This is a genomic window from Kocuria sp. CCUG 69068 (genome assembly GCF_020833785.1).
Lineage (GTDB): Bacteria > Actinomycetota > Actinomycetes > Actinomycetales > Micrococcaceae > Kocuria > Kocuria rosea.
Genome location: NZ_PDDL01000005.1, coordinates 50943 through 76978 on the forward strand (window position 1 = coordinate 50943; position 26036 = coordinate 76978).

27 protein-coding genes and 1 pseudogene are annotated in these 26036 nt (G+C 67.3%); 17 read left to right on the plus strand and 11 right to left on the minus strand.

Translation table 11 applies throughout. The features are described from left to right. The first annotated feature begins 318 nt into the window (after positions 1-318). Positions 319-648, plus strand: coding sequence for an Lsr2 family protein (locus CRM73_RS01895; RefSeq protein WP_229586620.1), 330 nt, complete (start codon positions 319-321; stop codon positions 646-648). A gap of 467 nt (positions 649-1115) precedes the next feature. Here the strand turns inward: CRM73_RS01895 and CRM73_RS01900 are convergent, their stop codons facing one another. Continuing rightward, positions 1116-1454, minus strand: a complete 339-nt coding sequence (locus CRM73_RS01900) for a hypothetical protein (RefSeq protein WP_229586621.1) — start codon at positions 1452-1454, stop codon at positions 1116-1118. After that, entirely contained in the window at positions 1451-2221 is a 771-nt protein-coding gene (locus tag CRM73_RS01905) for a ParA family protein (RefSeq protein ID WP_229586622.1), read from the minus strand. The genes CRM73_RS01900 and CRM73_RS01905 overlap by 4 nt, the downstream gene beginning before the upstream one ends. Before the next feature lie 285 nt (positions 2222-2506). On the opposite strand from CRM73_RS01905, the gene CRM73_RS01910 reads away from it, so the two are divergent. Then, positions 2507-2704 (plus strand): antitoxin VbhA family protein, encoded by a 198-nt coding sequence (locus tag CRM73_RS01910; protein WP_229586624.1) that lies wholly within the window; start codon positions 2507-2509, stop codon positions 2702-2704. Beyond that, positions 2697-3329, plus strand: coding sequence for a Fic family protein (locus CRM73_RS01915; protein WP_229586625.1), 633 nt, complete (start codon positions 2697-2699; stop codon positions 3327-3329). Before CRM73_RS01910 ends, CRM73_RS01915 begins: the two co-directional genes overlap by 8 nt. A gap of 81 nt (positions 3330-3410) precedes the next feature. Here CRM73_RS01915 and CRM73_RS01920 read toward each other — a convergent pair whose 3' ends face one another. The 5 genes from CRM73_RS01920 to CRM73_RS01940 all read right to left on the minus strand — a co-directional run bounded on the left by CRM73_RS01920 (position 3411) and on the right by CRM73_RS01940 (position 8972). Continuing rightward, the gene (locus CRM73_RS01920; protein WP_229586626.1) at positions 3411-5033 is read right to left on the minus strand and encodes a replication initiation protein; all 1623 of its coding nucleotides are present in this window, start codon (positions 5031-5033) and stop codon (positions 3411-3413) included. Positions 5034-5479: 446 nt separating this feature from the next. After that, on the minus strand, positions 5480-6070 hold the full coding sequence (locus CRM73_RS01925; RefSeq protein WP_229586627.1) for a hypothetical protein: 591 nt from the start codon (positions 6068-6070) through the stop codon (positions 5480-5482). Continuing rightward, positions 6058-7176: a transglycosylase SLT domain-containing protein gene (locus CRM73_RS01930; protein ID WP_229586628.1), complete on the minus strand. Its 1119-nt coding sequence runs from the start codon at positions 7174-7176 to the stop codon at positions 6058-6060. Before CRM73_RS01930 ends, CRM73_RS01925 begins: the two co-directional genes overlap by 13 nt. 34 nt (positions 7177-7210) lie before the next feature. Beyond that, a complete protein-coding gene (locus CRM73_RS01935) occupies positions 7211-8692 on the minus strand; it encodes a hypothetical protein (RefSeq protein WP_229586629.1) in 1482 nt (493 codons plus the stop codon). Positions 8693-8702: 10 nt separating this feature from the next. Then, entirely contained in the window at positions 8703-8972 is a 270-nt protein-coding gene (locus CRM73_RS01940; RefSeq protein ID WP_095651506.1) for a helix-turn-helix domain-containing protein, read from the minus strand. A 127-nt stretch (positions 8973-9099) separates the two neighbouring features. Between CRM73_RS01940 and CRM73_RS01945 the strand changes: the two genes are divergently transcribed. The 8 genes from CRM73_RS01945 to CRM73_RS01980 are packed head-to-tail and all read left to right on the plus strand — an operon-like array spanning position 9100 to position 18152. After that, positions 9100-9735 (plus strand): DUF6668 family protein, encoded by a 636-nt coding sequence (locus tag CRM73_RS01945; protein WP_229586630.1) that lies wholly within the window; start codon positions 9100-9102, stop codon positions 9733-9735. After that, positions 9732-10031, plus strand: coding sequence for a hypothetical protein (locus CRM73_RS01950; RefSeq protein WP_017832684.1), 300 nt, complete (start codon positions 9732-9734; stop codon positions 10029-10031). Before CRM73_RS01945 ends, CRM73_RS01950 begins: the two co-directional genes overlap by 4 nt. A 46-nt stretch (positions 10032-10077) precedes the next feature. Then, positions 10078-10827: a hypothetical protein gene (locus CRM73_RS01955; protein ID WP_229586631.1), complete on the plus strand. Its 750-nt coding sequence runs from the start codon at positions 10078-10080 to the stop codon at positions 10825-10827. Beyond that, entirely contained in the window at positions 10820-12694 is a 1875-nt protein-coding gene (locus CRM73_RS01960; protein WP_229586632.1) for a type IV secretion system protein, read from the plus strand. The genes CRM73_RS01955 and CRM73_RS01960 overlap by 8 nt, the downstream gene beginning before the upstream one ends. Next, positions 12675-14189, plus strand: coding sequence for an SCO6880 family protein (locus CRM73_RS01965; RefSeq protein WP_229586633.1), 1515 nt, complete (start codon positions 12675-12677; stop codon positions 14187-14189). The genes CRM73_RS01960 and CRM73_RS01965 overlap by 20 nt, the downstream gene beginning before the upstream one ends. After that, positions 14189-15943: an ATP/GTP-binding protein gene (locus CRM73_RS01970; protein WP_229586634.1), complete on the plus strand. Its 1755-nt coding sequence runs from the start codon at positions 14189-14191 to the stop codon at positions 15941-15943. Before CRM73_RS01965 ends, CRM73_RS01970 begins: the two co-directional genes overlap by 1 nt. Then, positions 15940-17745, plus strand: a complete 1806-nt coding sequence (locus CRM73_RS01975; RefSeq protein ID WP_229586635.1) for a TraM recognition domain-containing protein — start codon at positions 15940-15942, stop codon at positions 17743-17745. Before CRM73_RS01970 ends, CRM73_RS01975 begins: the two co-directional genes overlap by 4 nt. A gap of 2 nt (positions 17746-17747) precedes the next feature. Continuing rightward, positions 17748-18152: a DUF4913 domain-containing protein gene (locus CRM73_RS01980; protein WP_229586636.1), complete on the plus strand. Its 405-nt coding sequence runs from the start codon at positions 17748-17750 to the stop codon at positions 18150-18152. A 67-nt stretch (positions 18153-18219) separates the two neighbouring features. Here the strand turns inward: CRM73_RS01980 and CRM73_RS01985 are convergent, their stop codons facing one another. The 3 genes from CRM73_RS01985 to mobC are packed head-to-tail and all read right to left on the minus strand — an operon-like array spanning position 18220 to position 20890. Beyond that, the gene (locus tag CRM73_RS01985; RefSeq protein ID WP_229586637.1) at positions 18220-18990 is read right to left on the minus strand and encodes a hypothetical protein; all 771 of its coding nucleotides are present in this window, start codon (positions 18988-18990) and stop codon (positions 18220-18222) included. Positions 18991-18992: 2 nt separating this feature from the next. Then, complete coding sequence (locus tag CRM73_RS01990; RefSeq protein WP_229586638.1) at positions 18993-20504, minus strand: relaxase; 1512 nt, start codon at positions 20502-20504, stop codon at positions 18993-18995. After that, positions 20501-20890 carry a plasmid mobilization relaxosome protein MobC gene (mobC, locus tag CRM73_RS19850; protein ID WP_229586639.1) on the minus strand — a complete coding sequence of 130 codons (390 nt, stop codon included), beginning with the start codon at positions 20888-20890 and terminating at the stop codon, positions 20501-20503. The genes CRM73_RS01990 and mobC overlap by 4 nt, the downstream gene beginning before the upstream one ends. Before the next feature lie 232 nt (positions 20891-21122). Here mobC and CRM73_RS02000 point away from each other — a divergent pair, with 232 nt between their 5' ends. Both CRM73_RS02000 and CRM73_RS02005 read left to right on the plus strand, forming a co-directional pair. Next, on the plus strand, positions 21123-21452 hold the full coding sequence (locus CRM73_RS02000) for a hypothetical protein (protein ID WP_229586640.1): 330 nt from the start codon (positions 21123-21125) through the stop codon (positions 21450-21452). A 35-nt stretch (positions 21453-21487) separates the two neighbouring features. Then, the gene (locus tag CRM73_RS02005; RefSeq protein ID WP_229586641.1) at positions 21488-21634 is read left to right on the plus strand and encodes a hypothetical protein; all 147 of its coding nucleotides are present in this window, start codon (positions 21488-21490) and stop codon (positions 21632-21634) included. Positions 21635-21843: 209 nt separating this feature from the next. Here the strand turns inward: CRM73_RS02005 and CRM73_RS02010 are convergent, their stop codons facing one another. Beyond that, complete coding sequence (locus tag CRM73_RS02010; RefSeq protein ID WP_229586642.1) at positions 21844-22884, minus strand: hypothetical protein; 1041 nt, start codon at positions 22882-22884, stop codon at positions 21844-21846. Positions 22885-23183: 299 nt separating this feature from the next. Here CRM73_RS02010 and CRM73_RS19855 point away from each other — a divergent pair, with 299 nt between their 5' ends. The 4 genes and pseudogenes from CRM73_RS19855 to CRM73_RS02025 form a co-directional block, all read left to right on the plus strand. Beyond that, positions 23184-23618: an excisionase family DNA-binding protein gene (locus tag CRM73_RS19855; protein WP_368828498.1), complete on the plus strand. Its 435-nt coding sequence runs from the start codon at positions 23184-23186 to the stop codon at positions 23616-23618. 37 nt (positions 23619-23655) lie between these two features. Continuing rightward, complete coding sequence (locus CRM73_RS02015; protein ID WP_229586643.1) at positions 23656-24234, plus strand: PIN domain-containing protein; 579 nt, start codon at positions 23656-23658, stop codon at positions 24232-24234. A 358-nt stretch (positions 24235-24592) separates the two neighbouring features. Further along, entirely contained in the window at positions 24593-25021 is a 429-nt protein-coding gene (locus CRM73_RS02020) for a hypothetical protein (protein WP_229586644.1), read from the plus strand. 61 nt (positions 25022-25082) lie between these two features. Then, positions 25083-26036: pseudogene (locus tag CRM73_RS02025) on the plus strand (IS3 family transposase); the annotation flags it as partial.

The window sequence follows — 26036 nt, forward strand, 5'->3', positions numbered from 1 at the left end:
GATCCTGGCCATTCTCGGAAGGTGCGCGGTTACTGGAGTGGATCGCAGACATCCCCCGATTCACCCACTTTCTCCCGTCGCCTGTAGCCAGAAGGGAAAAACCCAGCCCACCACCGCCGGTGCAGCGGGAGATCGCCCCCCTGCGACAATGGGGAACGAGGAATTTCCCGGTAGGGTAATCGGTGCGCGAGTGTGCTCACGCCAATCTCCAACATCCTTCCTTCCTCCGAAGCATGGGAAAGGGGGTCGGCCCGGGTATTCCGGGACGTGGGTGCATTTCGGTGAAAGACACGACGAGACTAAGGGAAAGGTGTTGTGATGGCCCAGAGCGTACAAATCATTCTGGAGGACGACCTCGAGGGTGGTCCTGCTGATGAGACCGTCCAGTTCGGTGTGGACGGCCGGCAGTACGAGATCGACCTCTCCACCGCTAACGCGGAGAAGCTGCGGGAGGCCCTGCGCCCCTACGCCGCCGCCGGCCGGCGGGCCCAGTCCAAGCCCACCCGGGCCACCGGGACCCGTTCCTCCACTGGTGGGAACCCGGAGACGGCGAAGATCCGGGCCTGGGCGAAGGAGAACGGTCACCCGGTCTCCGACCGCGGCCGCATCCACCAGTCCGTCAAGGACGCCTACTACGCCGCCCAGTAGACCCCACTCCCCCACCCGGACACCCCCTCGGGCCTATCCGGATGATCCGTGGCAGTGGGGTCTGATGCCGACGGTCACGGCCGTGGCATCACCGGGGAACGTCTCGGGGCAGGGCTCGTGCACAGGGGTTGTCACCGTGGCCCCGCCGCACGGTGAGCAGCCGGTGACGGGCTGATGATCCGTTCCCGGTCACGGTGCCCCCGGGACGCCCCGCGTCCAGCCTGGACAGCGCTGGTCGTCCCTTTGGCCCCCGACAACGGACCCGGCTAGGGGTTGGCCCTGGCTCCTTGCGGCAGGTGCGCGGGCACCCGCGTCGTTCGAAGACCCATGGGACCACCCACCGGATCCCGCCGCCTGTCCAAAGAATGAGAGAACCCGGCCCACCAGCAACGGTGAGCCGGGTTCCTTCGTCCTGGACCATGGGAAAGCCGCCCGCGGCCGTTCCCCTCCCCCCTCGGGGGCCGGTGTTATCGGTTGAGCTGTTGGGCGTAGGCGCGCACGGCGTTCTCGATCACGGCCCGGGCGGTGCCGTCGTGTTCGGTGAGTTCCTCGATCAGGTCGGAGACGTCCTGGGCCACCCGCACCCCGAGCTGGATCGTGGGTTCCCGGCGCGGCCGCCCCCGCCCACGCTTGGGCGCGACCGCCGTCGGTGACGCCTGCACCCGCGGGGATGGCACCTGCTGCACCGGGGGCTGGGGGGTGGCGGGGGCTGGGGGTGTGTAGTCGACCGGGTCGATGTGCTCATCCGGTGCCGGGCGGGGCCGGCGGCGGGCCAGCGAGGCGGGACGCTCGGGCTTATCGGTCATCGCAGCACCTTCTTCGCGATCGCGGTGTAGGCCTCCAGCACCCGGGCGCCCTTGCGGTATTGGCCGTACCACTCCCCCGATATGCGTACTTCCTGGACGATGGCCCGGTCCGGGATCAACGGCTCCAGGAACAACCCGGTGGCACGGAGCTCCTCGATACTGGCCACCGCCGCCCGGCTCATGATCGTCTCCTTCACCCCACCGACGACGATGCCGGCCTCGGTGAGCGTGTCCGGGGCGCCCAGTTGCTGGCGGTGCCGGCGGAACTGGGCGACCGTGCGCCTCGCCCCGTCCACCCCGTCGATGCCATCGCTGGTGGCGGTGGCGGCGTAGACCACGGTGTCCGCCGCATTCAACGCTGACAGCGTCAGCGGCCCACCCTGCCGGTTCGGGCAGTCAATGACCACCACATCCGCCTGCAGGCCGGTCAGGGAGATCTTCAGCCGCAGCTCTGCGTGATCGGCCCGGTCGGCCTCGCGGTTGGAGACGTTGCGGGCCGAGGGAATGACCCGGAGGTTGGGGTGCCAACCGCTGGGCACCGCGAGGTCTTCGGCCCAGCCTTCGGGGTTCTCATCGCCCAGGATTGCCCCAACGTGCATTCCTTCCGCCGAGGGCTCCACCCCAAACCACTTGGTGGAGGCCGCGCGGGGGTCGAGGTCAACGAGGACGACTCGACGTCCCTCGGCGGCGGCAACCATTGCTAGGGAGACGGCGGTGGTGGTCTTAGTGACTCCACCGGATTCGCTGTACACCATGAGGGTTTGCATGCTTTCAAGCTATCAAGCTTGAGGGCCATCAAGCCATCTGTCTAGTTAGCTTGATTGATATCTAGCTAAATAGCTATTTATCTAGCACGCTCACTAACTAGCTATCTACCATTAATTCTACAGGTCATGCTTCTGGGGTGGCGTCGTGGAAAGGGATGCTGCGCCAGGGAGTGCGTTTCGCAACCGAGGCTGGCGTCCCCGGCGCGTATGACCCCAGATGCTGGTCAGGGGCGCTTGGTAGACTAGAGCGCATAGCACGGCCCAACACACCACCGGGGAGGTTCCATGGCACAGCAGCACATTCTGCCACCGGCCCTCGAAGTGGACCGGGCACAGCAGGTAGCTTCCGTGGTGCACAGTGCTGCCATGGAAGGACTTCACGTCACCACAGCGACCCGTGCTGAGATGGATCGTTTCGCCGAAGGTGGGCTCGAGGTCGAGGAGCTGGTTCGGCGCACGCGCGCCCGCTACGGCCTTGAGTGAGGCCCCCGGCCCGCACCGTGACCCATATCTGGACCCGCACACCGGGATCCTGACCAACCTGATCGGCGCGCGCACCGCCGTAGAGCTCGCCGCCGCGGAAGCCGACCTGGTGGCGGTCCGCACCCTGCAGCTATGGCGCCATCCACCGGCGCCCACCCGAGATCTGGTTGAGCTGCAAGCCATTCACCGTCATCTGTTCCAGGACATCTATCCCTGGGCGGGGCAGCTTCGCACCGTGGATCTGCGCAAGACGGTCCCAGGGGCGCAGCCGTTCCTGCCGGTGTCGATGATCACCCGCTCGGCCGGTTTCGTCTTCGATCAGGTCCGCCAGGACCGCTACCTGCAGCACCTGAATCGGGACCGGTTCATCGAACGGTTGGCCTATCACTATGATCAGGTCAACTATCTGCATCCGTTCCGGGAGGGCAACGGGCGCACCCAGCGCTTCTTCTTCGATCGTCTGGCGGTAGCCGCCGGCTGGTGGTTGGACTGGACCCATATCACCGGGGCGGTCAACGACGCTGCGTCCCGGGCCGCAGCCGAAGACCATGACCTCGCTGCCTTGCAGGAGATGTTCGCGGTGATCCTCACTCCCGCACCTCACCGCCGTCGGCCGCGTTCTTGACCGGACCAGCTAACGGTCGGACAGGCCCGGAGACAGCGAAGTCCCTGAGAGCACTGTGGCACTGACCTTGGACGCGACGCGTCAGTGGACGATGTAGCCGGGGAACCGTGCTGACCACCGGGAGTCGCCAGCGACTCGAGGTACTTCGTAGGAGACAGCGGTCAGGTGTGGGAAGCGCAGTCCGTGGAGTTCTCCGACACGGGCCCCCACTTCAGTGACGTGCAGTTCTCGCCCTCCCAACGCAGCGCCGTGGAACGGTCCGTCCTTGACTGTCTCCCAGTAGTCGGAGGCGGTCGTGAAAGACCAGTACCCGGAGCCAATGGGCTGATCCTCCAGGTAGTCCAGGGGCACCCAGAGAGTGAGGCCGCGGTGCTCGGGGAGGAGCCGATCCCGGAAGTCGGGATCTGGTTCTCCAGGCAGGACTCCTTCGGGCCACTGGTGGGCGGGTTCACTCGTCATGGGGGCATCTTCTTCCTTGGCAGGTCCGGGGGGCACTTCCAGGCTAGGGGAGGGGGCGGGGCACACCTGGGGGGCGGAACTAATACCTGTTGCTTGGAGAATTTCACCCTCCTCGACGGGGCCGCCGGCGGGTGTGGTGGGCTCGTTTTTCAACCAGGCCATCACGGTGCGTGTAGTACGTCCTACGGCCTCGGCGATGGCCCGGTAAGTCGCCCCCGCCGCCCGCAACTGCACCGCTAGAGCCCGCAACTGCCCCACACGGTGGGTGCGGGCCTGGCGGGCCTGGGCGGCGTTGTCTGCCGCCGCACGCGCCTTGGCTTCGGTCCTGGCCTTCCCGCCGCGGCGGCCCATCCGCGCTAGATACTCGTGTGCAGCATCGGAACCACTGGTGGAGGTGGGGCGTCCTTTGCCGGCGTTGACCTGACGGACGGCCGAGCGCGCCAGACAGGCGACCTCGCTATCGGTCAGAGGGTGGGGCAGCTGGGCGTTGAGCGCCCTGGCGTGGGCGATTGAGGCGGCCTCGCTGGGGGTCTGGTGGCGGGCCTGCCGCTGGTCCCACAGCCACCGGCGGGTGGCGCGGAAGACCGCGGTGTTGCGCCCCACCTCCGTGGCGGTGTCCGAGACAGAGGTTCGCGGGATGCCGGACTGTCCCAGCAGGGGTGTGCCCGGGTCCCAGGCTGGTGTGGCGGGTCCGTCGATGGCCTCGTCGTGGAAGGGGTCGGTGTACTCGGCCATGTGCGCCTTGAGATCCCCTAGGGACCATGGGCTGGCTCTGCGGCCCCACCACACGCGCCCGGCCGGGAACTGAGCGGCCGGGTTGCGCACCAGGTACCGGGTGAAGCACGGGTCCCCGTCCACCAGCCGGTCCAGGGCCCGCTGCACCGCCTCCGCGTAGCGGATCGGGCCCGGCCGAGCGCCCTCGCCCCGGTAGACCGGTTCGATCGCCCATCCGGCCTGGGCATGACCAGTCTGCGGGTTCTCGATGATCCAGGTCGGCTCCGGCACGGCCGGGTGCATCAGGTTCAACAACGCGTCCTCGTCATCGACGTCCACGACGAGGAAGTTCAACCAATCGGCCGGGTTGAGCTGGATGAACGCGAAGTCACCAGCAGGCCGCCCACGGTTCGGGAACGCCTGCGACTTGGTCTGACCGCACCGGAAGTACTCGATCCGGTGGTGCGCCAGAAACCGGCGGGCCGGGGTCTCGGGGCAAAAAAGGGCAATGTCGAGTAAGGCGGGGTCCACTTGCGGACGCGCCTCAGGTACACTAGGGGACACAACGGTCCCCTGGTAATGGGTTCATATGCAGTTCTCATCCGGTTTCTGTTGAACCAGCTGTTCTAGGTCGCCAAACTCACGACAGCTGATTGACTTCGACGGCCCGCCCTCCACGGCGGGCCGTCAGTCGTTTAAGCGGTTTTGGTGATGGGGAGCTCCTCAGCGTTCTGCCGATCATCTATCGCATTCGGCAATCCGTGGTCACGGTCGATCAAAGCGCCGACGTAGTCCGCCTGGGACAGCCCTAGAGCAGCTGCCTTCTCCGCCGCACGGCGGTGCTGCTCGGGCAGGACGCGCATGCTGAACGCCACTCGCTTCCCGAGCAGCTTGGGCGGTGTGTACTCCGTCATACGCCCACCCTCTCACATTGCTTGTACTAGCGCTAGAAGTTCGTGGGTGTGTCGGTCGGATCGCTACAGGTCATGGGATTGGTGGCCCACAACGTCCCACTGGCCGTTGTGCTTCTCGAGGTAGATGACGACTTGGCGTTGGCCGGTGGGCTCGATCTGGTGGTCGTCGCGGCTGATCCATCGCCAGGTGAGGTCGTAGGCGCGGATGGCTTTGTCCTTGGCGACGTCGCGGGAGACGTCACCGACAGCCGGCACGAGGCTGGGCGCGCTGTAGGCCTGGTGTTCGGCTGGTTCTAGCCAGGCGGCCTGGTTGCCGTTGCGTTCAGGCTCGACCTGGTGGTCGGCCCACTCTTGGGACATCAAGGGTTTGGTGCGGATGGCGGCGGCGGTTTGGGTGCGGTCGGTGGCGGTGTCCCAGGAGTGCAGCATCAGCGCGGCGGTTTCGGCGGTGGCCTCCACGTCACTGCGATCCACGGTGTCCGGGTCGGGGAAGGTACCTTCCCCGACGGTGAGCTCGGTGGGGGAGGGCGTGGCCGTGGCAGGAGCGGCGGTCTGCTCGCTGGTCTGCTGTGGCCCCTCTGGCCCGCAGGCGGTCAGGGGTAGGAGGCACAAGGCCAGGGCGGTGATCAGGCGGTGTCGGGTCATTTCGGCCATGCTCCTTTCTGTTTGAGGATGGGCTCGGGGTCGATGTTGTGCCCCTGGTAAGGGAAGACCATCTCCGGGGCGTCAGGTTTGTAGATCTCGAAGTGCAGGTGCGTGGCCATGCCGAAGCGTCCGCGGTTGCCCTCGGTGCCGATGACGTCGCCGCGTTTGAGCTGCTGGCCTTTGGCCACGTCCCAGGAGTGCAGGTGGCAGAAGGCGAAGCCGAAGTCGGGGTCGTCCCCGTTCTCCTTGGCGATCACGCACCCGTCGGTGGCGTTGAACCCGGTGATTCGTATGGACGTGGGGGCGACGACGACCCCGCCGCGGCCGTTGCCGGCGCCGGGGGTCGCGATGTCGACGCCCTCGTGCTGGTTGGCCCACCCGGGGACCCCGGCCAGGGCGCGGCCGCCGTAGCCGGAGGTGAACACGCCCCCGGGCAGTGGGGTGGTCCACTGACCGTCGCCGAGGTCTCCGTCCCAGGCCAGGGCCCCGGTGGGGGCTTGGCAGTGGGCGGAGAACTGGGACTGGCCGGTGTCCAGGATCGTGTCGATGTAGTCGCGGGTCTCCTGGTACGGCGGCACGCCTTGGTGCTGCTCCACGGCCCCGGGGCCGGCGTTGTAGGCGGCCAGGGTCAGGCGCACGAGCTCGCCGGCGTCGTCGCCGGCGATCGGTTGCATCTGTTCCTTGAGGGCGGCCATGTAGCGGCCGTAGGCGGGGATCGCGTCTTCAGGGTCGAAGGGGTCACCACCCTCACCGTAGGTGGCCCAGGTGGCGGGCATGAACTGGGCGATGCCCTGGGCGCCGGCCGGGCTGGTGGCGTCCGGATTCCACCCGGATTCTTGGGCCAGTTGTGCCGCCACCACGCTCACGGGCAGCCCGGCGGTCTGGGCGGCTTCTTCGACCAGTGGTGCCCAGCCGTTGGGGATGTTCGGTGCCCGCTGCTGGCCGCTGTCGTTGCCCGTGGTGACGGCGGTGACGGTGCAGGAGCTGGCTGAGGCCTGTTCTTCGTCCTCGGCCAGGGTGGCGATGAGCACGGTGAGGGCCACGATCGAGCCGATGGCGAAGACCAGCAGCAGCGCCACGACGGCGCCGAGGGCACGGGGGGATCCAGCCGACATCACAGCCTCCTGGGGGGGATGGGAGGACTGCGGGTCAGAGCTGGTCGATCAGGGTGGCGGTGGCTTCCTCGTAGGCCCGCACGGTGGCTGGGTGCAGGGCGTCGTAGTGGAAGGCGCGTCCCTCTTGGAGGGACTTGTCGAAGGGGATGACCACTAAGCCGGCCAGCCCAGCAGCCTCGGCGTACTCGCGCAGCCGGGTGAGGCGTTCGGTGTTGTTGGTGGCGGTGTTGGAGACCACCAGCACGGACCGGGCCAGCTTCTGCCCGTGACCCTCGGCGGCGACGGCGGCCACGGTGGCTTCCAGCAGGCGGGCGTCGTCTTCGCGGTTGTGGGCCACCAGCACCAGGGAGTCGGCCACGTCCACGGCGGCGCGCCAGGTGGAGGACTGGGCGGAGTTGCCGGTGTCGAGCAGGATCAGGCTGTAGAGAGACCGCAGGGTCTCATGGGCGGCGCGTACGGAGCGCCCGTCCACCCGGGTGCGGTCGGTGCCCTCGGGCGGGGAGGCGAGCACGTGGATCCGGTCGTCGCCCTGGGGGCGCACGTAGCGCACGAGGTCGGCGGTGCGGCGGGTGACGGTGTCCAGGTTGCGGATCAGATCCAGGGTGGTGCGGGCGTGGCCGCCGGCCAGGGAGCGTTCGGCCAGGGTGCCCTGGTTCTCGTTGAACTCCCCGGCCAAGATGTTGCCCCCGCGCACCCGCCCGGCAGTGGCGGCCAGGTGATAGGCCGTGGTGGTCTTCCCACCCCCACCTTTGAGCTGGAGCACCGCCACGGTGCGGTGAGTCTCCAGCGGCCGCTGAATCCGGGTGCGGCGGGCCCGAGACGCCTGCTCTGCGGCCGAGGCCGCCAGGGACAGTCCGAGCCTCTGGTTGCACCATCCTCGCCACCCGTGGCGGGCGGGGGATTCGGGCGTCTCCGTGGCCGCCTCCCGGCGCAGCTGCAGGCGGGGATCCCCGGCCTCGGCGACGACCGGGGTCGGCGTGGGGCTGCTGGGCGCCGGATCGTCTGCGGGCGTGTCACCCGCGGTGGTCTCGGGCCGTGGATCGGTATCTGAGAGCTCGGATGCGTCCCCCGAATGGGGGACATCGGCCTCGGGAAGCGTCTGCGGGGTCCCCGCATCGATGGAAGGCTCCGCGGGCTGGTGTTCGCTCAGGTCAGCGGCTGGTTCAGTGGCCGCTACCGGGCGTGTCGTCTGCTCAGGCTCCGGTACGAGGTCGTCGACTGTGACAACACGTGAAGAGCCTCCACGGGAGGGACGTTTCTTGGCCGAGGCACTGACATCTGCTGTCACGGAGCCGTCCGCGGCGACGATCAGTCGCGTCTCCGGCTCGGTCACCGAGGCCGGGTCGATGGCCGTCAGCTTCACAGGTCGCCCCAGGTCATCGGCGATAGAGACGACGTGTTCGATGGCTGCCGGCATCGAGGCGAACTCGTAGGGGACCCGGTCGATCGTCACCTCCACGCTGTCGTCGGCGGCGATCCTCGCGATGCAGACCGGCCGCTCCAGTGCCTGAGCCATGGTGCTCTCCCTACTCCTCGTTCGTGTGCGCCCCGTCATTGTCGGTGGAATGGGGGACGTTGTACTGAGAGCGAAGGTGTTCCTTGATGTCGTCACGCAGGATCAGCCAGGTCTTGCCGAGCTTGATCGCCGGCACGATGCCGTCGCGCAACCAGCGGTAGGTGATCGTGCGATCACCCAAACCGAGCACCTGCGCGAGCTGGTCGACGGTCAGCCGCTCGGGCAGGCCCTCGAAGAGCCGGTCCAGCGCGTCAGACACGACGATCACCTGCGCCCTCATAATGGGCACTGTACACAGTCATACTCGTTTGTTGTCTAGTGTTGTTTAACATTGCTAATCCTCTCTCAGTGTTGTCTAATGCACATAGGGTCCAGTCTATTGGAGGCCCTGCGACCGAGGAGGTGTGATGGACAACCGTTGGGCTGAGTTGGTATCGCCCTCCACCCCGGAGCAGACCCGCCCGATCTTTGAAGACGTCACCGAGGAGACCGTTACGGTCTTTCGCGGCGCCTCGGGACCCCAGCGAGGCGTCACCGGACTTCCCGAGGACGAGGGGCGACTGGGGCGGTTTCTCACCACCGCCCATGACGTGTTCTGGCTCGGTGTCCACGGTGGGGCCGGGGAGTCCGTGCTGGCCGACCTGCTCGGCGGCGTGGCCTGCCACCACCGGTGGCCCGCCCGCCCTGATGAGGAGACCCAGCACGCCCCCGCGCTGGTCTTCCTCGTGGCCCGGCAGAACAAGCGGGGCCTCGATGCCGCCCGTCTGGCCGCCCGCGACTGGGCGGCCAGGGCCCACCCCGATGTGAATCTCCAAGGCCTGGTCCTGGTGGCTGATGCCCCGGGGCGCACCCCGAAGTCCCTGGCCGGACAGACCCGGGTGATCTCCGGTGGTGTGCCCTCCACCTGGGTGGTGCCCTGGATTGAAGAGCTCCGGCTCACCGGGACCGTGGACTGGGAGTCCATGGCCCGGGAGCCGAGAAAAGTCCTCACCGCCCTCGGTGAGGCAGTCGATGAACTCAATTGCGAGAGGACCCCCCAATGATCGACCTCGTACTGGCTGCACAGGACACCGTGCTGGCGCTGCCGGCCGCCCTGCCCGACTCCGACCCGCTGGCCCCTCCCGGCATCGGGGACACCTGGAACCGCATGGTCGGTGTCGGCAAGTGGATCGCCCTGGGCATCGCCGTCCTGGGCCTGCTGGTGGTCGGCGGAAAGATGGCCTTCGACGCCCGACGCGGAGAGACCACCGAAGAGGTCTCCGGGATCATCAAGATCGTGCTGGCGGTGGCCCTGATCTCCGGCGGCGCCTCGATCCTCTCCTTCATCTCCGGGGCATGACCTCTGGCCTCCGCAAGACCAACCCCCCGCATCAGAGGAGCAGCAGGTGACAGACCCGATCCAGACCGACGACAACAACACCTGGTGGAAGGCACCCCGCTTCCTCATCTCAACCGTCCTCGTCGCGATGCTGATCGTGCTGGGAATCGTCCTGTGGCTATGGCCCGACGGCGAAGAACCCTCACAGGCTGCACCGGCACCAGCCACGACCGCCGAACCGGTCTCGGGCGGAGAGTCGGTGTGCGGGCTGGACGCCACCGGCGGCACCACTCTCACGAAGGCCCCTGAGGACGTCGAATGGACCGCCCTGGGCGCGATCTATGCGCCGTCTTCGGAGGAGCACGGGCCTGGCACGGTGGATGAGTCCACCGGCGTGAGATCCTGCTACTCCCACACCCCCGAGGGCGCACTTCTTGCCACCACGAACATCCTGACTTCGGGCAATGACCCGCAGCTACTGCTGGACACCATCAAAGCCCAAGCCGTGGATGGCCCCGGCAGAGACGTGGCGATCGGCCAGGTTCAACAACGGCTGAGCTCAGGCAACACTGCGACAGTTCCCTTGGAAGTCGCGGGTTTCCGACTGCTGTCCTACACCGAAGACAAAGCGTCGGTGGAGGTCGTCGTTGCCGCCGACGACGGCACCGAAGACATCTACATGACCACCGGCGTTGACCTCACATGGACGGAGGGCGACTGGCACGTCTCCTTCCAGGAGAACGGCGATCCCGGACCGGTGTCCGGCCAAATCTCGGATCTGACCGGGTACATCGAGTGGGGACCCCACGATGGCTGAGGAAAACAGCTGCAACCCCATCGACGTCATCTGTAAGACCAAGGAGGGCATCAGCAACACGCTCACCGGGGCGGCCGGGGATGCGCTGGATCAGATCGCGGACGGTGTGACCTCGGCGGTGGTCGAGACGATCGCCTCTCTGGGGTCCATGTGGACCACGGTGGGCAGCGCCAGCCTCACCAGCGAGAACGGCGGCGCTGCTGAGGCTCCGGTCCGGGGAGCGTTCAACGATCAGGTCGATCTGCTGCTGAGCTACGCGAGCTGGATCGGGCTGGGTGTGTGCGTGTTCGGGGTGCTGTTCCTGGGCATCGTGCTGGCCACCAACGCCCGCCGCGGCGACGGGGCCGGCCTGGTCAACACGGCCACCGTGCTGGCCTCCGGGGCGGCACTGATCGGTGGGGCCACCAGCCTGATCGGATTCCTCGTCCCGGCCCGGGCACCGAACCTGTCCGGGTCGGTGGGCTTCATCCAGGACCAGACCTTCTACCTCACCCTGGCCGTGGCCGCGCTGAGCGTGATGATCGCCGGGGCCCAGATGGCCTGGACCCAGCGCGCCGAACCGGCCCGCGACCTGCTGAAGAATCTGCTCACCCTGGCCGTGGTGACCGCCTCCGGGGTGACGATCCTCAACGTCCTGGTGGCCGGCACCGACGCCCTGGCCGTGCAGATCATCGACTCCGCCATCGGCGAGGACTTCCAGACCGACGTGCTCAAGCTCCTGGCCCTGGACAACGCCACCAGCGCCGGGGCGGCGGATCCGGTGTGGTTGGGCGGCAACGTCATTCTCATCATCGTCGGCGGGGTGGTGGCGATCATCGTGAACATCATCCAGCTGATGCTGATGGTGCTGCGCACCGGGATGCTGTTCTTGATGGCCGGGATCCTGCCCCTTTCCGCCGCTTTCCTGAACACCGAGACGGGGAAGAACTTCTTCCAGAAGGTCATCGCCTGGACCCTGGCCTTCGCCTTCTACAAACCTGCCGCGGCGTTGATCTACGGGTTGGCGATCAAGATGTCCACCACCGGGGTGTGGGAGGACTCCGGCAGCGGGCTGATCCAGTTCGCCGCCGGGCTGATGATGATCGTCGCCTCCGTGTTCGCCCTGCCCGTGCTCATCGGCTTCCTCAGCCCCGTGCTGGGCTCGATGTCCTCCTCCGGCGGTGGCGGCGGGGCGCTGGGCATCGCGGCGATGGGCGCCGCCATCCCCCAGGGCGCCTCCCACCTGGCTCGCTCGGGCCGCGGGTTCGGCTCTGATTCCTCCTCCACACCACCGTCCCAGTCCTCCGCCCCTTCCAAGGGCGGACCGAGCTCCCCGCCCCCTGGACCGGCTGCCAGCCCCGGTGGCACCACCGGTACTGCTGCCACCACGGGGGCCAGCACAGCCAGCACGGCAGGAACGGCTAGTACAGCGGCCGCCGGCGCGGCCGCAGCTCCGGTGGCCCTGGGCATGGCCGCAGCCAACGCCGCGCAGAAGACCGGCGAAGCAGTCACCGAGGCCACTCAGCCCAACGCCGGAGGCAGCCCCTCCGAAACCTCCTCGAGTGGCGGATCAGCCAGGGCAGGTGCCCAACCTGCGACTGGTTCAAGCGGCAGTGGAGCGACCACCTCCCGCACAGGCGCCGACCCGTCTCCGGGCAGCAGCGCAGGGGCACGGCCCACCCCAGGTAGCGGCACCGGAGCCCGACCCATCCCCAGCAGTGGTGCCGGCACCAGTCCCACGGGACCACGTACCGGTGTGCGGCCGACCGGCCCCGCCGGCACCGGACAGATCGGAAAGGCCGCACAACAGCAGGTACGTGCGTTCAAGGCGCAGATCGCCAACGAGACCGGAAATGAGGGCCGCCCTGATGGCGCAGACCGAAGCTAAAACCGAGAACCGCCCGCGGGTGTACGGCAACTTCCGCACCCCCACCTCCAAGGGCCTGGCCGGACTTTCGACCGCCGGCACCGTGCTGCTGATCGGCGGGGTGGTCGGCGGGATCCTGCTGATGATGCTCAACCTGTGGCTGGCCGCCCTGGCCTTCGAAGCGGTGATCCTGGTCCTGATCGCGCTCTCGATGCAGAAAAACAAGCACGGACGCACCCTCATCGAGCGCATCGTCCGCCGGGCCGGGTGGGCCAACGCCGTCTACGCCGGGGCCAACGTCTACCGGGCCGGCCCGATCAGCCGGGTGCCGGAGGGCACCACGAAGCTGCCCGGGGTCTCGGCCCGATCCAAGATCACCGAGCACGTCGACGGCTACGGCCGCCCCTTCGCCCTGCTCGAGGTCCCGCAGAAACACCACTACACCGTGGTGTTCTCCTCCGAACCCGATGGCGGGGGCATGGTCGACCAAGAGCACATCAACCGGTGGGTGGACCGCTGGGCGCACTGGCTGGGCATGCTCACCGACGAACCCGGCCTGACCGCGGCCTCGGTGACGATCGAGACCGCCCCGGACTCCGGATACCGCCTCGCCCGGAAAATCGAGGCCCGCATGGCCGACAACGCCCCGGCCTTCGCCCGCGACGTGATCAACGAAACCGTGCAGATGCTACCCACCGGGGCCACCGTCACCCGGGCCTACATCGCGGTGACCTTCAAGGCCTCCGTGCGGGCCGGCGGGCGCATCCGCAACGCAGCCGAGGTCGCCGATGATTTGGCGGCACGCCTGCCCAACCTCACCCTGTCCCTCAACGACACCGGCGCCGGGGTGGCCGCCCCACTCACAGCCCAGCAGCTGTGCGAGGTCATCCGGGTGGCCTACGACCCGGCCGAGGCCATCCTCTTCGACCGGGCCCACGCCCAGGGCAAAGCCCCGGAACTGAACTGGAGTGAGGTCGGCCCCCAGGCCGCCGACACCTTCTGGGACTCCTACCACCACAACAACTCCTGGTCGAAGTCCTGGGCGATGTCCGTGCCCCCGCGCTCCACCGTCCAGGCCAACGTGCTCCAAGCCCTGATCGCCCCGAACCCGGAGCTGGTGCGCAAGCGCGTCACGCTGCTCTACCGGCCCATCGACCCGGCGAGGGCGGCGCAGATGGTGGAGAACGACATCAACACCGCCACCTTCAACGCCTCCTCCCGCAACCGCGCCACCGCCCGGGACACCCGCGAAACCCGCGCCGCCCAAGCCACCGCGGCCGAGGAGGCCGACGGAGCCGGGCTGTTGAACTTCGGGCTCGTCGTCACCGCCACCGTCCGTACCCGCGGCGAGCTCGACGAGGCCGAAGCCATCATCGAAAACCTCGGGACCTCGGCGAGGATCCGCCTGGAGGAGGCCTACGGCGCCCAGGACTCCACCTTCGCCGCCGGCCTCCCACTGGGCATCGTGATTCCGGATCATCTGGCCCTGCCCTCGACCGTGAGGAACGCCCTCTAATGGCCACCACGAAACGCGACCAGATCATCCTCCCGGCCAGCCGGGGTGCCGCCTCAACCACCGTCCTAGACCGTGCCTTCGCCCGAACGAAGCTGGGCAAGGTCTTCGCCAGACCGAAGCGCACCGGCAGCACCTCGGTCACAGCCAAGGCGCTGGGGCGCCCGGGCCCGCGGGGTCACAAGGGCCGGGGACTGGGCGAGGCGCAGCTGCTGCACCCGATCCGCGAGATGCGCGGCACCAACTACCAGGTCTGCGGGCTGTTCCCCTTCCCCATGGGCGGGGGCTCCCCGTTGGAAGGCGTGCCGTTGGGGCGCAACCTGCTCTCGGGGGAGCCGGTGTGCTGTGACCCGATCTCCTGGTTCCAGAAGCTGCGGGTGATCGCCAACCCCTCGGCCTTCATCATGGCCAACCCGGGACTGGGCAAGTCCTCCCTGCTGCGCCGAATGGCCATCGGGCTGGCCGCCTTCGGGGTGTGGCCGATGGTGCTCGGAGACATCAAGGGCGAACACGTCGCCATGATCGAAGCCCTCGGCGGGGCCGTGCTGCCGCTGGGCCGCCAGGTCGGCCACATCAACCCGCTCGATGACGCCGGAGCGGTCGCCGCGGCCAAGCTGCTCTCTGCCGCGAAGGCCGAGGAGCTGCTGGCCGATCTGCACACCCGGCGCTTCGACCTGATCCGGTCCCTGATCGCGATTCTGCGCAAGAAGCCGCTGGACGAGCGCGAGGACCAGATCCTGGATCGATGCCTCACCGTCCTGGAAGCCCGCCACGCCGCCTCCGGCACGGTCCCGGTCATGGCGGACCTGCGCCAGGTGCTCAAGGACAAGCCGGTCGAGGTGCGCGAGGTGTCCCTGGATCGCGGCAACGATGAGCGTTACGAGGCCATCACGGAGGGTCTGGAGTCCTCGCTGAACTCCCTGTGCGGAACCGGGGCCTTCGGGCAGATGTTCGCCCGCCCCTCCACCAACAAGATCGACGCCTCCCGGCCGATGGTCTTCGACCTCTCTCGCATCTCCCAGTCCGAGTCCGACCTGCGGGCGGCCACACTGTTGGCGTGCTGGTCCATCGGCACCGGAACGGTGCGGACCTCCAACATGCTCGCCGACGACGGGGTGATCGCCCGTCAGCGGTTCCTGCTCATCCTCGACGAGCTGTGGAACACCCTGGCGGCCGGGCCCGGCATCGTCGATCAGGTCAACGCGCTGACCCGCCTGAACCGGGAGATGGGGGTCGGGCAGATCATGGCCTCCCACACCCCCTCCGACCTGATGGCCGTCCGGGGCGAGGAGGACCGCGCCAAGGCCAAGGGCATCATGGACCGCTGCGGGATCAAGATCCTCGGTGGACTGGCCAAATCCGAGATGCCGCTGCTGACCGAGTCCGTGCCGCTGTCGATGCGCGAACAGGAACAGCTGGCCGCCTGGCAGGACCCGCCCGCTTGGAACCGCCGTGGCGACGAGGAGATCCAGTACACCAACGACGACGTATACACCCCCACCGACGCATCGGCCATCAATGATGCCGAGCTGCGGGCCTGGTTGGAGGACCCCGAGAACCGGGAATGGTACTTCGACGATCGCACCACCTCCCCGCCGCCGGGCCAGGGGAAGTTCTTCATCAAGGTCGGCTCGAGAGCCGGGATTCCGTTCTCGATGGAGTTCACCCCCACCGAGCGCCGCTCCCAGGTCCACGACACCGAGAAGAAGTGGCACGAGGCCAAGTCCCGCGCCGCCCAGGAGAGAGGCGAACGATGAGCTCCCTGGACCGCAAGTACAAGACCGGCGGCGGGGAAGTCGCCCTGCTGCTCACCCTGCTCTTCGCGCTGGTCGGTGTTCCGGCCATCCTCTACGTGGTCGCCAGTCTCGGCCACGCCCTCACTCCCCGTGCGGATCCGTTGCCCACCGGGTACTGGGAACGTTCCCTGGGCGTGGTCACCGGAGACCTCCCGTGGCGCACCACCGAGATCGTCCTGGCCGCCACCATCGGGATGATGCTAATGGGATTGTTCGCGCTGTGGGGGTGGAAGCGCCATCAAAAGGCCCAGAAGGTGGTCAAGCACGACCGTGCCGCACCGCGCATGGCCTCGGTGCGCGACGTCGCCCCCTTCACCGAGAAGCAGGCGAAGGCCAAAGCGGATCGCTTCGGGGTCGAGGCCCCGGGGGTGATGCTCGGCAAGATGGTCCGCGGCGGTCACACCCTCTATGCCTCTTGGGAGGACACCCTCCTGCACATCTGGGGCACCCGCACCGGCAAGACCACCTCCCAGGCGGCCCCGTCCATCATCGAGGCCCCGGGCCCGGTGATCGCCACCTCCAACAAACGCGACCTCTCCGACCTGACCCGCGACATCCGCGCGGCTGACGGCGACGTCTGGGTCTTCGACCCGCAAGGAGTCGCCGGGGAGAAACCGACCTGGTGGTGGAACCCGCTGACCTACGTCACCGACAGTGAGCGCGCCGCCGAGATGGCGAACAACTTCGCCGCCGGCTCCCGAGACGTCGGCGCCAAGGGCGATGGTCACTTCGACTCCGCCGGCAAGGACCTCCTGGCCGGGCTGCTGCTCGCGGCCGCCGTGGGCGGGGAGCCGATTGAGCGCGTGCACTACTGGTTGACCCGATCCACCGATGAGACCCCGGCGCTACTGCTCGATGAGCACGGGTGGACCAAGGAAGCCGATTCGGTGGCCAGCACGATCCAGCAACCGGAGAAGTACCGGGGCAGCGTCTACTCCACCGCCCTGCAAATGGCCGCGTGCCTGAAGAACGAGAAGATCGCCGCCTGGGTCAACCCCACGGGCCCGGACGACGACCGCCCGCAGTTCGACCCCCACACGTTCGTGGCCGGCAAGCACACCCTCTACGCCCTGTCCAAGGAAGGCGCCGGCACCGCCGGCCCCCTGGTCACCGCCCTGACCGTGGCCACCGTGACCGCCGCCGAGGAACACGCCGTCACCCAGCGCGGGGGCCGACTGGCCACCCCCATGCTCTGCGTGCTCGATGAGGCCGCCAACGTCTGCCGCTGGATGAACCTGCCCAACCTCTACAGCCACTACGGGTCCCGCGGCATCGTGGTCTCCACGTTCCTGCAGTCCTGGTCCCAGGGCGTGGACGTGTGGGGCGAATCCGGGATGCGCAAGCTGTTCTCCACCGCCAACGTCGTCACCTACGGCGGCAACGTCAAGGAGGAGGGCTACTTAAAGATGCTTGTCGAGCTGATCGGCAAGTACAACTACACCTCCGTCTCCTCCTCGAGGCAGAAGGACTCCGGGTCCACCTCCCGCCAGGACGCCACCGACGACATCATGTCGGTGGCCGACCTGTCCGCCCTGCCCAAGGGCCGGGCCGTGATGTTCGGCTCCGGGGCGAGGGCCGTGCTGCTGCGCACCATTCCGATTGACCACCGCCCCTACGCGGAAGCATCCAGGGCCTCCGAAGAAGCCCACAACAACCCGACCGTGGCCACCGTCGACCAGGGCGACGAGCCCGAGAAGCCGGCTGCTGAGCCAGCGTCGGCCGGGCCTGCCGGGAACCGGTGGGCGGCACTGGTGAAGGAGTAGACATGAACTGGGAAGAGGAAGCCGAGGAGGGCAACGAGGACGTCGAGGAACAGCCTCCTGCACAGCTGTTCTACGCAAACGTGGCCCAGTTCGTGACCGAGCAACTGGCGCCCGTGTACCGACGTCAGCTGGACCCTGCGGGCCGCTCGACCACGTTCACCTGGTGCGCCCAGTGGTGGCGACATGAGGAAGCGGTGAGCCGCCTGACGGGGTTGTGGCGGGCGTGGGAGCAGCTACGCACCGACCCGTCCACGGGATTGGCGGTGTGGTGGCGTGACTACGCCGATCCCACGATGCGTGTGCTCTTCGAGGAGAAAGGGCCCTTCCACGGTTGCACCCCCAGGACGCACAGCCCCAAGGGAGTGCCCCTGACCTTGGAGCCGCCGCCGGATGGTCTGTTCGACTGAACCTCACAGCGGAAGGGGCGCAACCTGTCATCACAGGTTGCGCCCCTTCTCTTGTGCTTGGAGGGCCTCAGCCCAGCTCCAGGCCCCTTTCCCGTCCCGCTGCGCGCCCGGTGTTCTTCCGCGCCTTGGGACCGCGTTGGGTGGATCGCACGGCGTCGATCGGGGGCGTGCCTTGGTCCCGGTCCGCCGCCAGGCGTGCGCGCACGCCATCACGGCCTTCCTCGGTGCCACCGAGGGCGTCCATGAGTCGACTGGCCAGGTTGGCCCGCCGGTCCCCGGAGTCCCACAGTTCCTCGGCCTCAGCGGCAGCCTTGCGGGCATCGGTGTCGTTCCGGAGATCGCCACGGCCGGCCTCAGCGGCGTTCAGCGCGGCGGCGGCGTGGTCACGCTGGGCGTCCAGTGTCTCGCGTGCGGCGGTCTCTTGCTCCACGGAATCCGTGCACTGACTCTCCGGAGTACGTTCCTCGAGGTAGTCCTCCACGCTCAACCCGTGGCGTTCCTTCACTTGCCCCTCGATCCGTCCTCGCGCGGTGCGGGCGACCTCGTCGTGCTGCTCCCACTGCCGGGCCAGCCCGTAGTGGGCAGCGATGTCTTCGGGCTTGGCGTTCTCCCAGAACCGGTCCTGCTCTACCGGCGCCAGTTCGGTGCGCATCACGGCGCGTTCGGCCTCGAAGCGCTCCTGGAGCTCACGCCGCCGGTGCTGCTGCTCCGTGACACGTTGGCGGACCTGTTCGGCACGCTGGCGGGCCATCATCTCGCCCCAGCGGCCGGCCACGGCCATCGCCGCCTGGAGGTCCCGGGAGAGCAGGTCATTCACGCCGTCGGGTTGTGTGCTCATCTCTACAGCTCCATTCCGTGGTCCGTGTGGGGGGTGTGGTCAACGTAGGGGTGCTCAACGGTCGGGCCTTGGGTTTCACGCAGCGCACCACGGTGGCGGGTGGGGCCGGCGTGGGAGGCACCCTGCCTCGGGTCGCGCTTCACATCCGGTAGCGGCTCTGCCACGACCGCCAGGTGCTGCTGGAAGGTGTCCACGATCAGCTGGGTCTCGCGCAGCTCTTTGTTGACCTGGTGCATGTCCTGGAACGCCCGGGTCATTCGCAGCATCTGCTGCATGATGAGCGCCTGCGCCATCGGAGAAGGCGCGCGCGTGGCGGCCAGCAAGAAGGCCGTGGTGCCGCTGGTGCGCAGCGGCGCCTGAAGTGGGGTGGTGATCTTCACCCCGGACCGATGCGCGGACCTGGCGAGCACCCGGGCGGTGCGTCCCAGCGGCCCCTGCCCGTCCTCGGTCGCATGCGACCACGCGGCGAACACCCCGGAGGCCTCACGGGCCGCGTGCGCCCACGACTGGTGATCGTCCGGGGCGATCTTGATCAGCCGCCGGCGCACCTCTTTCAGCTCCCCGGCCAACCGCCGGGCGGTCTCCTCGTCCAGGACCGCACCGGGGGCGTCGGGGTGAACGATGCGGCGGTGCCGCTTGGCCGCCATCCACTCCTCCGCTGCCTCCTGCGCCGAGACGGGAGTGTCCGGCCAGCGGGTGCGCAGGGACGGCAGCGTGAGGTCCTGGGCGAGCTTGCCGCCACCGAACCACAGCGGCCGCATCCCCTTCGGCGGACGCTCCGCCACGGAGTACCCGGTCACTACCGAGTCGGTGCCGGCGGCGAAGCGGGGGTGCACGAGCATGTTTGCCCGGCGCATTTGCCGCACGAACTGCGCCTCCGATTCGGCGGCCACCGCGCACGCGCGCACGGTGCGCTCCAGCGCGAACCGGGTCGGCTCCCGGGTGCTGTCCCGCCGCACCTCGCCTTGCTGCAGCCACCGTTCGGAGTGGTTGCCGAGCTGGATGAGGTTGAAGTCCTTCTCGATGCCCCGGGCGATCTTCTGCGCGCGGGCGTAGTCGTTGCCGTCGGCCCACTTCGTCCCGTCCTCGCGGATTGTGGAGGCCATGATGTGGATGTGGTCGTTGCCCTTGGTGGAACGCCCGTGATGCACCGCCACCCACTGGCACGGGGCCTTTGACCCGGCCTCGGTGAAGTCCATCTCATCCATGAACCGGGCGGCGATGTCCGACCATTCCTGATCGGTGACCTCCCGATCCTGGTACGGGATCGACAACGAGCAGTGCCAGATGTGCTTGGTCTCAGCGTCCACCCCGAAGGCACGTCGGTTCAGGTCGACCTCGCGTGCGATGGACACCGCGGCTTCCTCATTGAGCTGCACGTCGTCGTGCCAGGACATGATGAGCGGGGACCCGCCCACCAGGTGCGGGTCGGTGTGCTCGTTGGAACGGCCCGGACCCACCAGATACTTCATCAGCCCGACCGGCTTGTCACCCTTGGTGATGTTCGGGATCACGGGATCAACTCTTCGATCTTGGCCAGCACTTCCTCGCTGAACCGGCGAGCCTCCCGCATCGTCTCGACCGTCTCGGGAAGGACCTCACCGGTGCTGTTGGCGTGCCGGGCGATCTGATTCACGTTGTTCGAAATCGTGGCCATCAGCCGGCGCATCGCCAGCAACTCCGCCAACTGGTTCCGCCGCAACTGCACCGCCACCGGATCGGCCGAACCGAACACCGCCTCGACCATCAGCGCCGAGGGCGACAGCCCGGTCTGCTGCTCCAGCACCATCAACTGAGCACGCTCCGACTCCGACATGGAGACCCGGACGTACTGGGTCTTGCCCTCGATCCGCTTGCGACGGGACTTCCACACTCGACGCGGATTCTCCTGCTCCACCACAGCACCTCCTCTCTTGCCGGCCCAGCGCAGCGCCCCCACAACGGTGGGCCCCACACGACCAGTGTGCCACCGCAAAACCGGCAGGGCCAGCGGTGCACCCGTTTTATGGCACATAAAACATAGCTTTGCTCCGCTGGCTCCGCTGGCTCCGCTGGGGCACCCCGGGTGCGAAGCGGCAGCTGTGCGGGCGTGGTCTCTGGAACGAACGGTGTGCGTCCGTTAACCTGGGGGCATGGCCAAGCTCACTGACCCCCAGCAGGCAGAGGAAGCCGCCCAGCGGCTGCTCAACGACCGGATGGACTACATCCGCCGGGCGATCACCGCACGCGGCGCCCTCGAGGAGGCCCGCGAGGCCCTCAAAGAGGCCGAAAAGAACGACACCGCCGCGTTCCAGGCCGCCGTCAACAACGGCGGCTGGAGCGCCGAGGAGCTGCGCAAGATTGGACTTTCCGCGCCTGAGAAGGTGCAGCGTGTGCAGCGCCGGCGAAAGGCCATCCCGACCTCCCCGGACACTCACGCCTCGTCCGCGCAGAACGGCGGCGGCACCGAGCCGGAGCAGTGACGGCCAGTCGCTGGGTTCTCACCACGAGCTACGGGGTGCTCCTGATCGTCTCCATCGTCCTGGTGACCCGAGGCTCGAAAATCGGATTGTTTTCCGGCCTGATCCTGGTGGTCTCGCTGCTCGTCATCTGGCGTGAAGCACGCCAGGGTCGAGCGGAACGCCAGATAGACCACCGTGGCTGAGTTTCTGGCCCCGTGCCCACATGGGCACAAGCACCCCATCCGACCACCCGACCACAGCCGACAGGTCGCCTCACGCGCGACCATGACCCTTCCGCTCCCGCCAGCTGTGGACGGCTTCCCGAGCACGTGGTCACCACGCAACGACGATGCCCGCTTCCCCAATGGGGAGCGGGCATCGTCCATCTGAACAGACCAAGCAGAGCGAGTATTTACAGCTCCAAGCCGCCCTGTTGGGGACGCTGCTCGTCGTGCCGCCGCGCCACCTCGAGCGGACGCTCGGAGCCGTTGTCGCCACTGCTGGCACTGCTGCGACCCGCACTGGAAGCGTCGGGGAAGTTGATGCGCATCCGTTTCTTCAACGCCTCCAGCTCCGGATCCAAAGTCGGTTGCGGCGTCTCCTCTCCGCGCATCGCGCGCCCGATCCGCTCGACCTCCCATCGGGCGGATTCCAGTGCTTCCTGGTGCTTGAACGGCACGTCCAACGCCTCCCGGGCGTCGACGACTTCCTGCCGGGCGGAGCCCAGTCGGGCTTCGCGTTTGGTGACTTCCTCGGGCAGTGCCCGCACCTGGTTCTCCAGCCGTTGGATCATGCCCACACTCGGGTTCAGCGACGTCGCCCGGGTGACTTCCACGGCGACACCGGGGGCGTCGTCGATGCGTAGCTCCACCGGGGACGCACTGAGATCGGTCAGGTTCCCCGGGCGCTGCACCACCCGGATGTCGTGACCGCCGATGCGCCCGGCGACTCCGAGGTCAGTCTCCCCGGCCCGGGGCGGGCGTGAGGTGGCGTGGACGCCGGCCCACCGTTGCCACGCCTCAGCCGCGTCGGCGCGCGCCTGGGCGGCGTCTTTGCGGAACACCAGTGAGGACTGGTTGCGGTGCCAGGCCCGATTCAACCGCTCCAATCGGGCGAGCTCCTGGTCGGCTTTCGACTTTTCCAGGATCAACGGATTGCCGCTGGAGATCGCCTTCACCTCGGCGAAGGACAGGGTGTTGTCCCCGACGTCTTCGATCTCGCGCACGTCCAGGCGCCCGCGCATGATCTGGTCGATGAACTTCGATTTCCGCTCCAACGTCTGCCACATGAAGGTGTCGAAGGACCCCTTGGTCACCACCTGGGAGATCGCGACCTCCAGGTTCTGATTGCCCTGCCGGATGATGCGTCCGTGGCGCTGGGCGATGTCGGCTGGGCGCCACGGGGCATCCAGGTCCACGAGATGCACCGCCCAAGCCTGGATGGGTGTGCGCATGTCGGCGGCGGCATGGGCTTCGATGCGCGAGGCCGGCCGGAATCTGACACAGATACGGAGTCTCTCAACGAGCGTAGCCAGGAGGTCAGCAATGCATACGCCCGCTGTCCAGCAGGAAATTATGGCCCGTGGCCGCTACCCCGAGGGCTTCACGGCCCTTGTGACCGTTGTCACAAGTCAGAAGATGCACTGTGACGTAGACCATTGCACTTGTAAGTGCAATGTCCTAGCGTGTTGCCTGTACCCAATTGGTACGGTCCGTACCGACCGGTACGGTTTTGCTATCGCCAGGAGCCATGATGGTCACCACCCTTCACTCTCCTAGCGAGCAGGTCCTCGCTTCCCCGGAGGAAGTGGACCAGGCTCGCGAGGTTGCCCCCACGCTAACGGGCGATGCCCGTCTGAGCGTCGAGTCCCATGGGAGCCCTTCCACTGTGCCCCCAGAGCTGTCACACGTCATCTCTCGCATTGTGCGCGTACTTGCTGAAGGCGGGACAATCACTGTGGGCTCGCTACCCAAGGAGCTGACCACCACTACAGCCGCTGAGCTTCTGGACATCTCTCGTCCAACCCTCATGAAGATGATTGAGCGAGGCGAGTTGCGAGCTCACAAGGTTGGCTCGCACACGCGTCTACTCACCGAGGATGTCCTGGCAGCTAGGCAAGCGCGGTCCGATCGCCGGATGCAAGCTTTCAACGAGCTGCGTCAAATTGAACGGGATTTGGGCTGTTAGCTCACCGATCGTCGGCGGACCCAAGTAGCCTGGGTCCATGATGGGTCCTCAAATTGTCTTGATTGACGCCGGTGCGCTCTTCTCAGTCACCTTGCGTCGTTGGATCCTTTCGTTGTATATCACTCCGGAAAGTTCTATCTTCCGTGCTAGATACACCGAGGACATCCTGTCCACCGTCCTGACCAGCCTGCGTTGCGAGCATCCGGACTGGTCAGGACAAAAGATTTTGGATATCCGACGGTTGATAGAACGAGTGCTCGAGGGAGGCCTGGTCGAGGAGTACGACATCGACCCGGCCTTCCCCGGACACAATGTCTCTGACGCTCACATTCACTCTGCTGCGGTGGCCTGTGGCGCACATATCATTCTGACGGACATCGGCCAAGACCTTTTGCCACCCGAGATCGACCCGAACACATTACCCTATGAGGTATGGACTCCGGATGAATTTCTGGTACTCATAGATGATTCCGCTCCTGACCTCGTGCACGAAGTCACTGCTCAGCAGTTAACCCACTGCCTAAAGGAAAGTCAGGAAGCCGACCTAGCTGGTGACCTACGCAGGGCAGGAGCCCCTAACTTTGCGCTCCGCGTTGCCAACCACCTACGGGACTGACTGTTCCCCCTCCCCGATGATTCGCTCTGACTCCGGTGGTCCCGGCACTACTCACCCCGTCAAGGCGAGTAGGCGTCGGATCAGCAACCGACTACCTCTGCCACAAGTTCTGACAGGGAGAATTGGAACAGGCTTCGGGGCGATGGCTTAAGTCTGACCGACTCACCGCTCCGGGCAGAGATGGCGATGTCCAGTGCGCGACATGCCTCACTGTCGTATCCGGAACCTGCTCCGGTCCGTCCTCAGGCACGGGCGCCGTGGCTTCATAGGTGCGCGCCCTCGACAAGAGTCGGCTCCTCACTACCCTGTCCGGTGCCCTGGGTGGCCGGGACGACAGGGAAATGTCCTTCCCATGCACATGACCTCTGCCCTGGACCCGCTTCAACAGACAACGGCCGGCGGCTGCGTCGACACCCACTCACAGGTCAATCACGCTGCGGTGCTGGAGGAAACCGGCTTGCTGCTGCCTCCCGCCGAGTTCGCTACGACGCTGGCCGACCGCCGCGAACTAGTGGACTGGCTAATGGACCACGACGTCGTCTCCAGCGTCGGCATCGGGTGCTCGGGCGGCTACGGAACCCGTCTCGTCAGGATCCTGACCGAGGCAGCCATCACCGTGTTCGAGGTCCACCAGCCTCACCGTTACATTCGTGTCCGCCTGGGCAAGGGCGGCCGGATCGACGCGGTCGCCGCCGAACGGAAGGTCCTTGCCGGATGTCACCGCCCGCCCGAAGGACATCACCGGGCCGATGGGACTGATGCACGGTTCGGTGACACCTTGACCTGACCTACGGTTTGGTTTCCAGTGGCGGTCGCTAGTCGAAGGCCTTCATGGAAGGCTCACCGCTATGCCCCGCCCCTACCCTCCTGAGTTCCGTGCACGAGCGATCGCTCTCGTGCGTGAGGGCCGCCAGGTCAAGCAGACCGCGGCTGATCTTGGTATCCACCCTGTCACGCTCCATTCCTGGTTGCGCCAGGACGACATCGATCAGGGCCGCCGGCCCGGGCGCAGCACCCAGGAATCGGCTGAGCTCCGGGCGGCCCGGGGCCGGATCCGCCAGCTTGAGCAGGAGCTCGCGATCATCCGCCACGCGGCCACCTGGCTCGATGAGGAGGGCGGAGTCCCCCCAAAAGGGCGCACCCGGTGATCGATCGTCTCGTCGACGCCGGGGCTCCGGTCCACACCTGTTGCCGCATCCTGGGCGTCTCCCGCCAGGGCTACTACCGGTACCGCAAGCGTCCGACCAGCTCCACGGAACTGCGCCGACGCTGGCTCACCGGGCTGATCCGCGAGATTCACGTGGCCTCTCGGGGCACCTACGGCTACCGCCGCATCCACGCGGAACTCACCATTGGCATGGGCATCCCCTGCTCGAGCCGGCTCATCTCCGCGCTGATGACACAAGCCAGGATCGGCGGACTGCCCGGCCCGGCGCGCATCAAGCGCCTCCGAGGCGTGGCGACCGCCGACGACCTCGTCAACCGGAAGTTCCACCGCCTGGCGCTGAACGAACTGTGGGTCACGGACATCACCGAGCATCCCACCCGCGAGGGCAAGGTCTACTGCGCGGCGGTGCTGGACGCCTGCAGCCGCAAGATCATCGGCTGGGCCATCGACTCCAAGCAGGACTCCACCCTGGTCATCAATGCCCTGGACATGGCCATCCGCGCCCGGAAGCCCGGTGCCGGCGGAATCGTCCACGCCGACCACGGGGTCCAATTCACCTCGTGGGTGTTCACGCAGAAGATCCGCTCGGCCGGACTGCTGCCCTCGTTCGGCACCGTCGGCGACGGCCTCGACA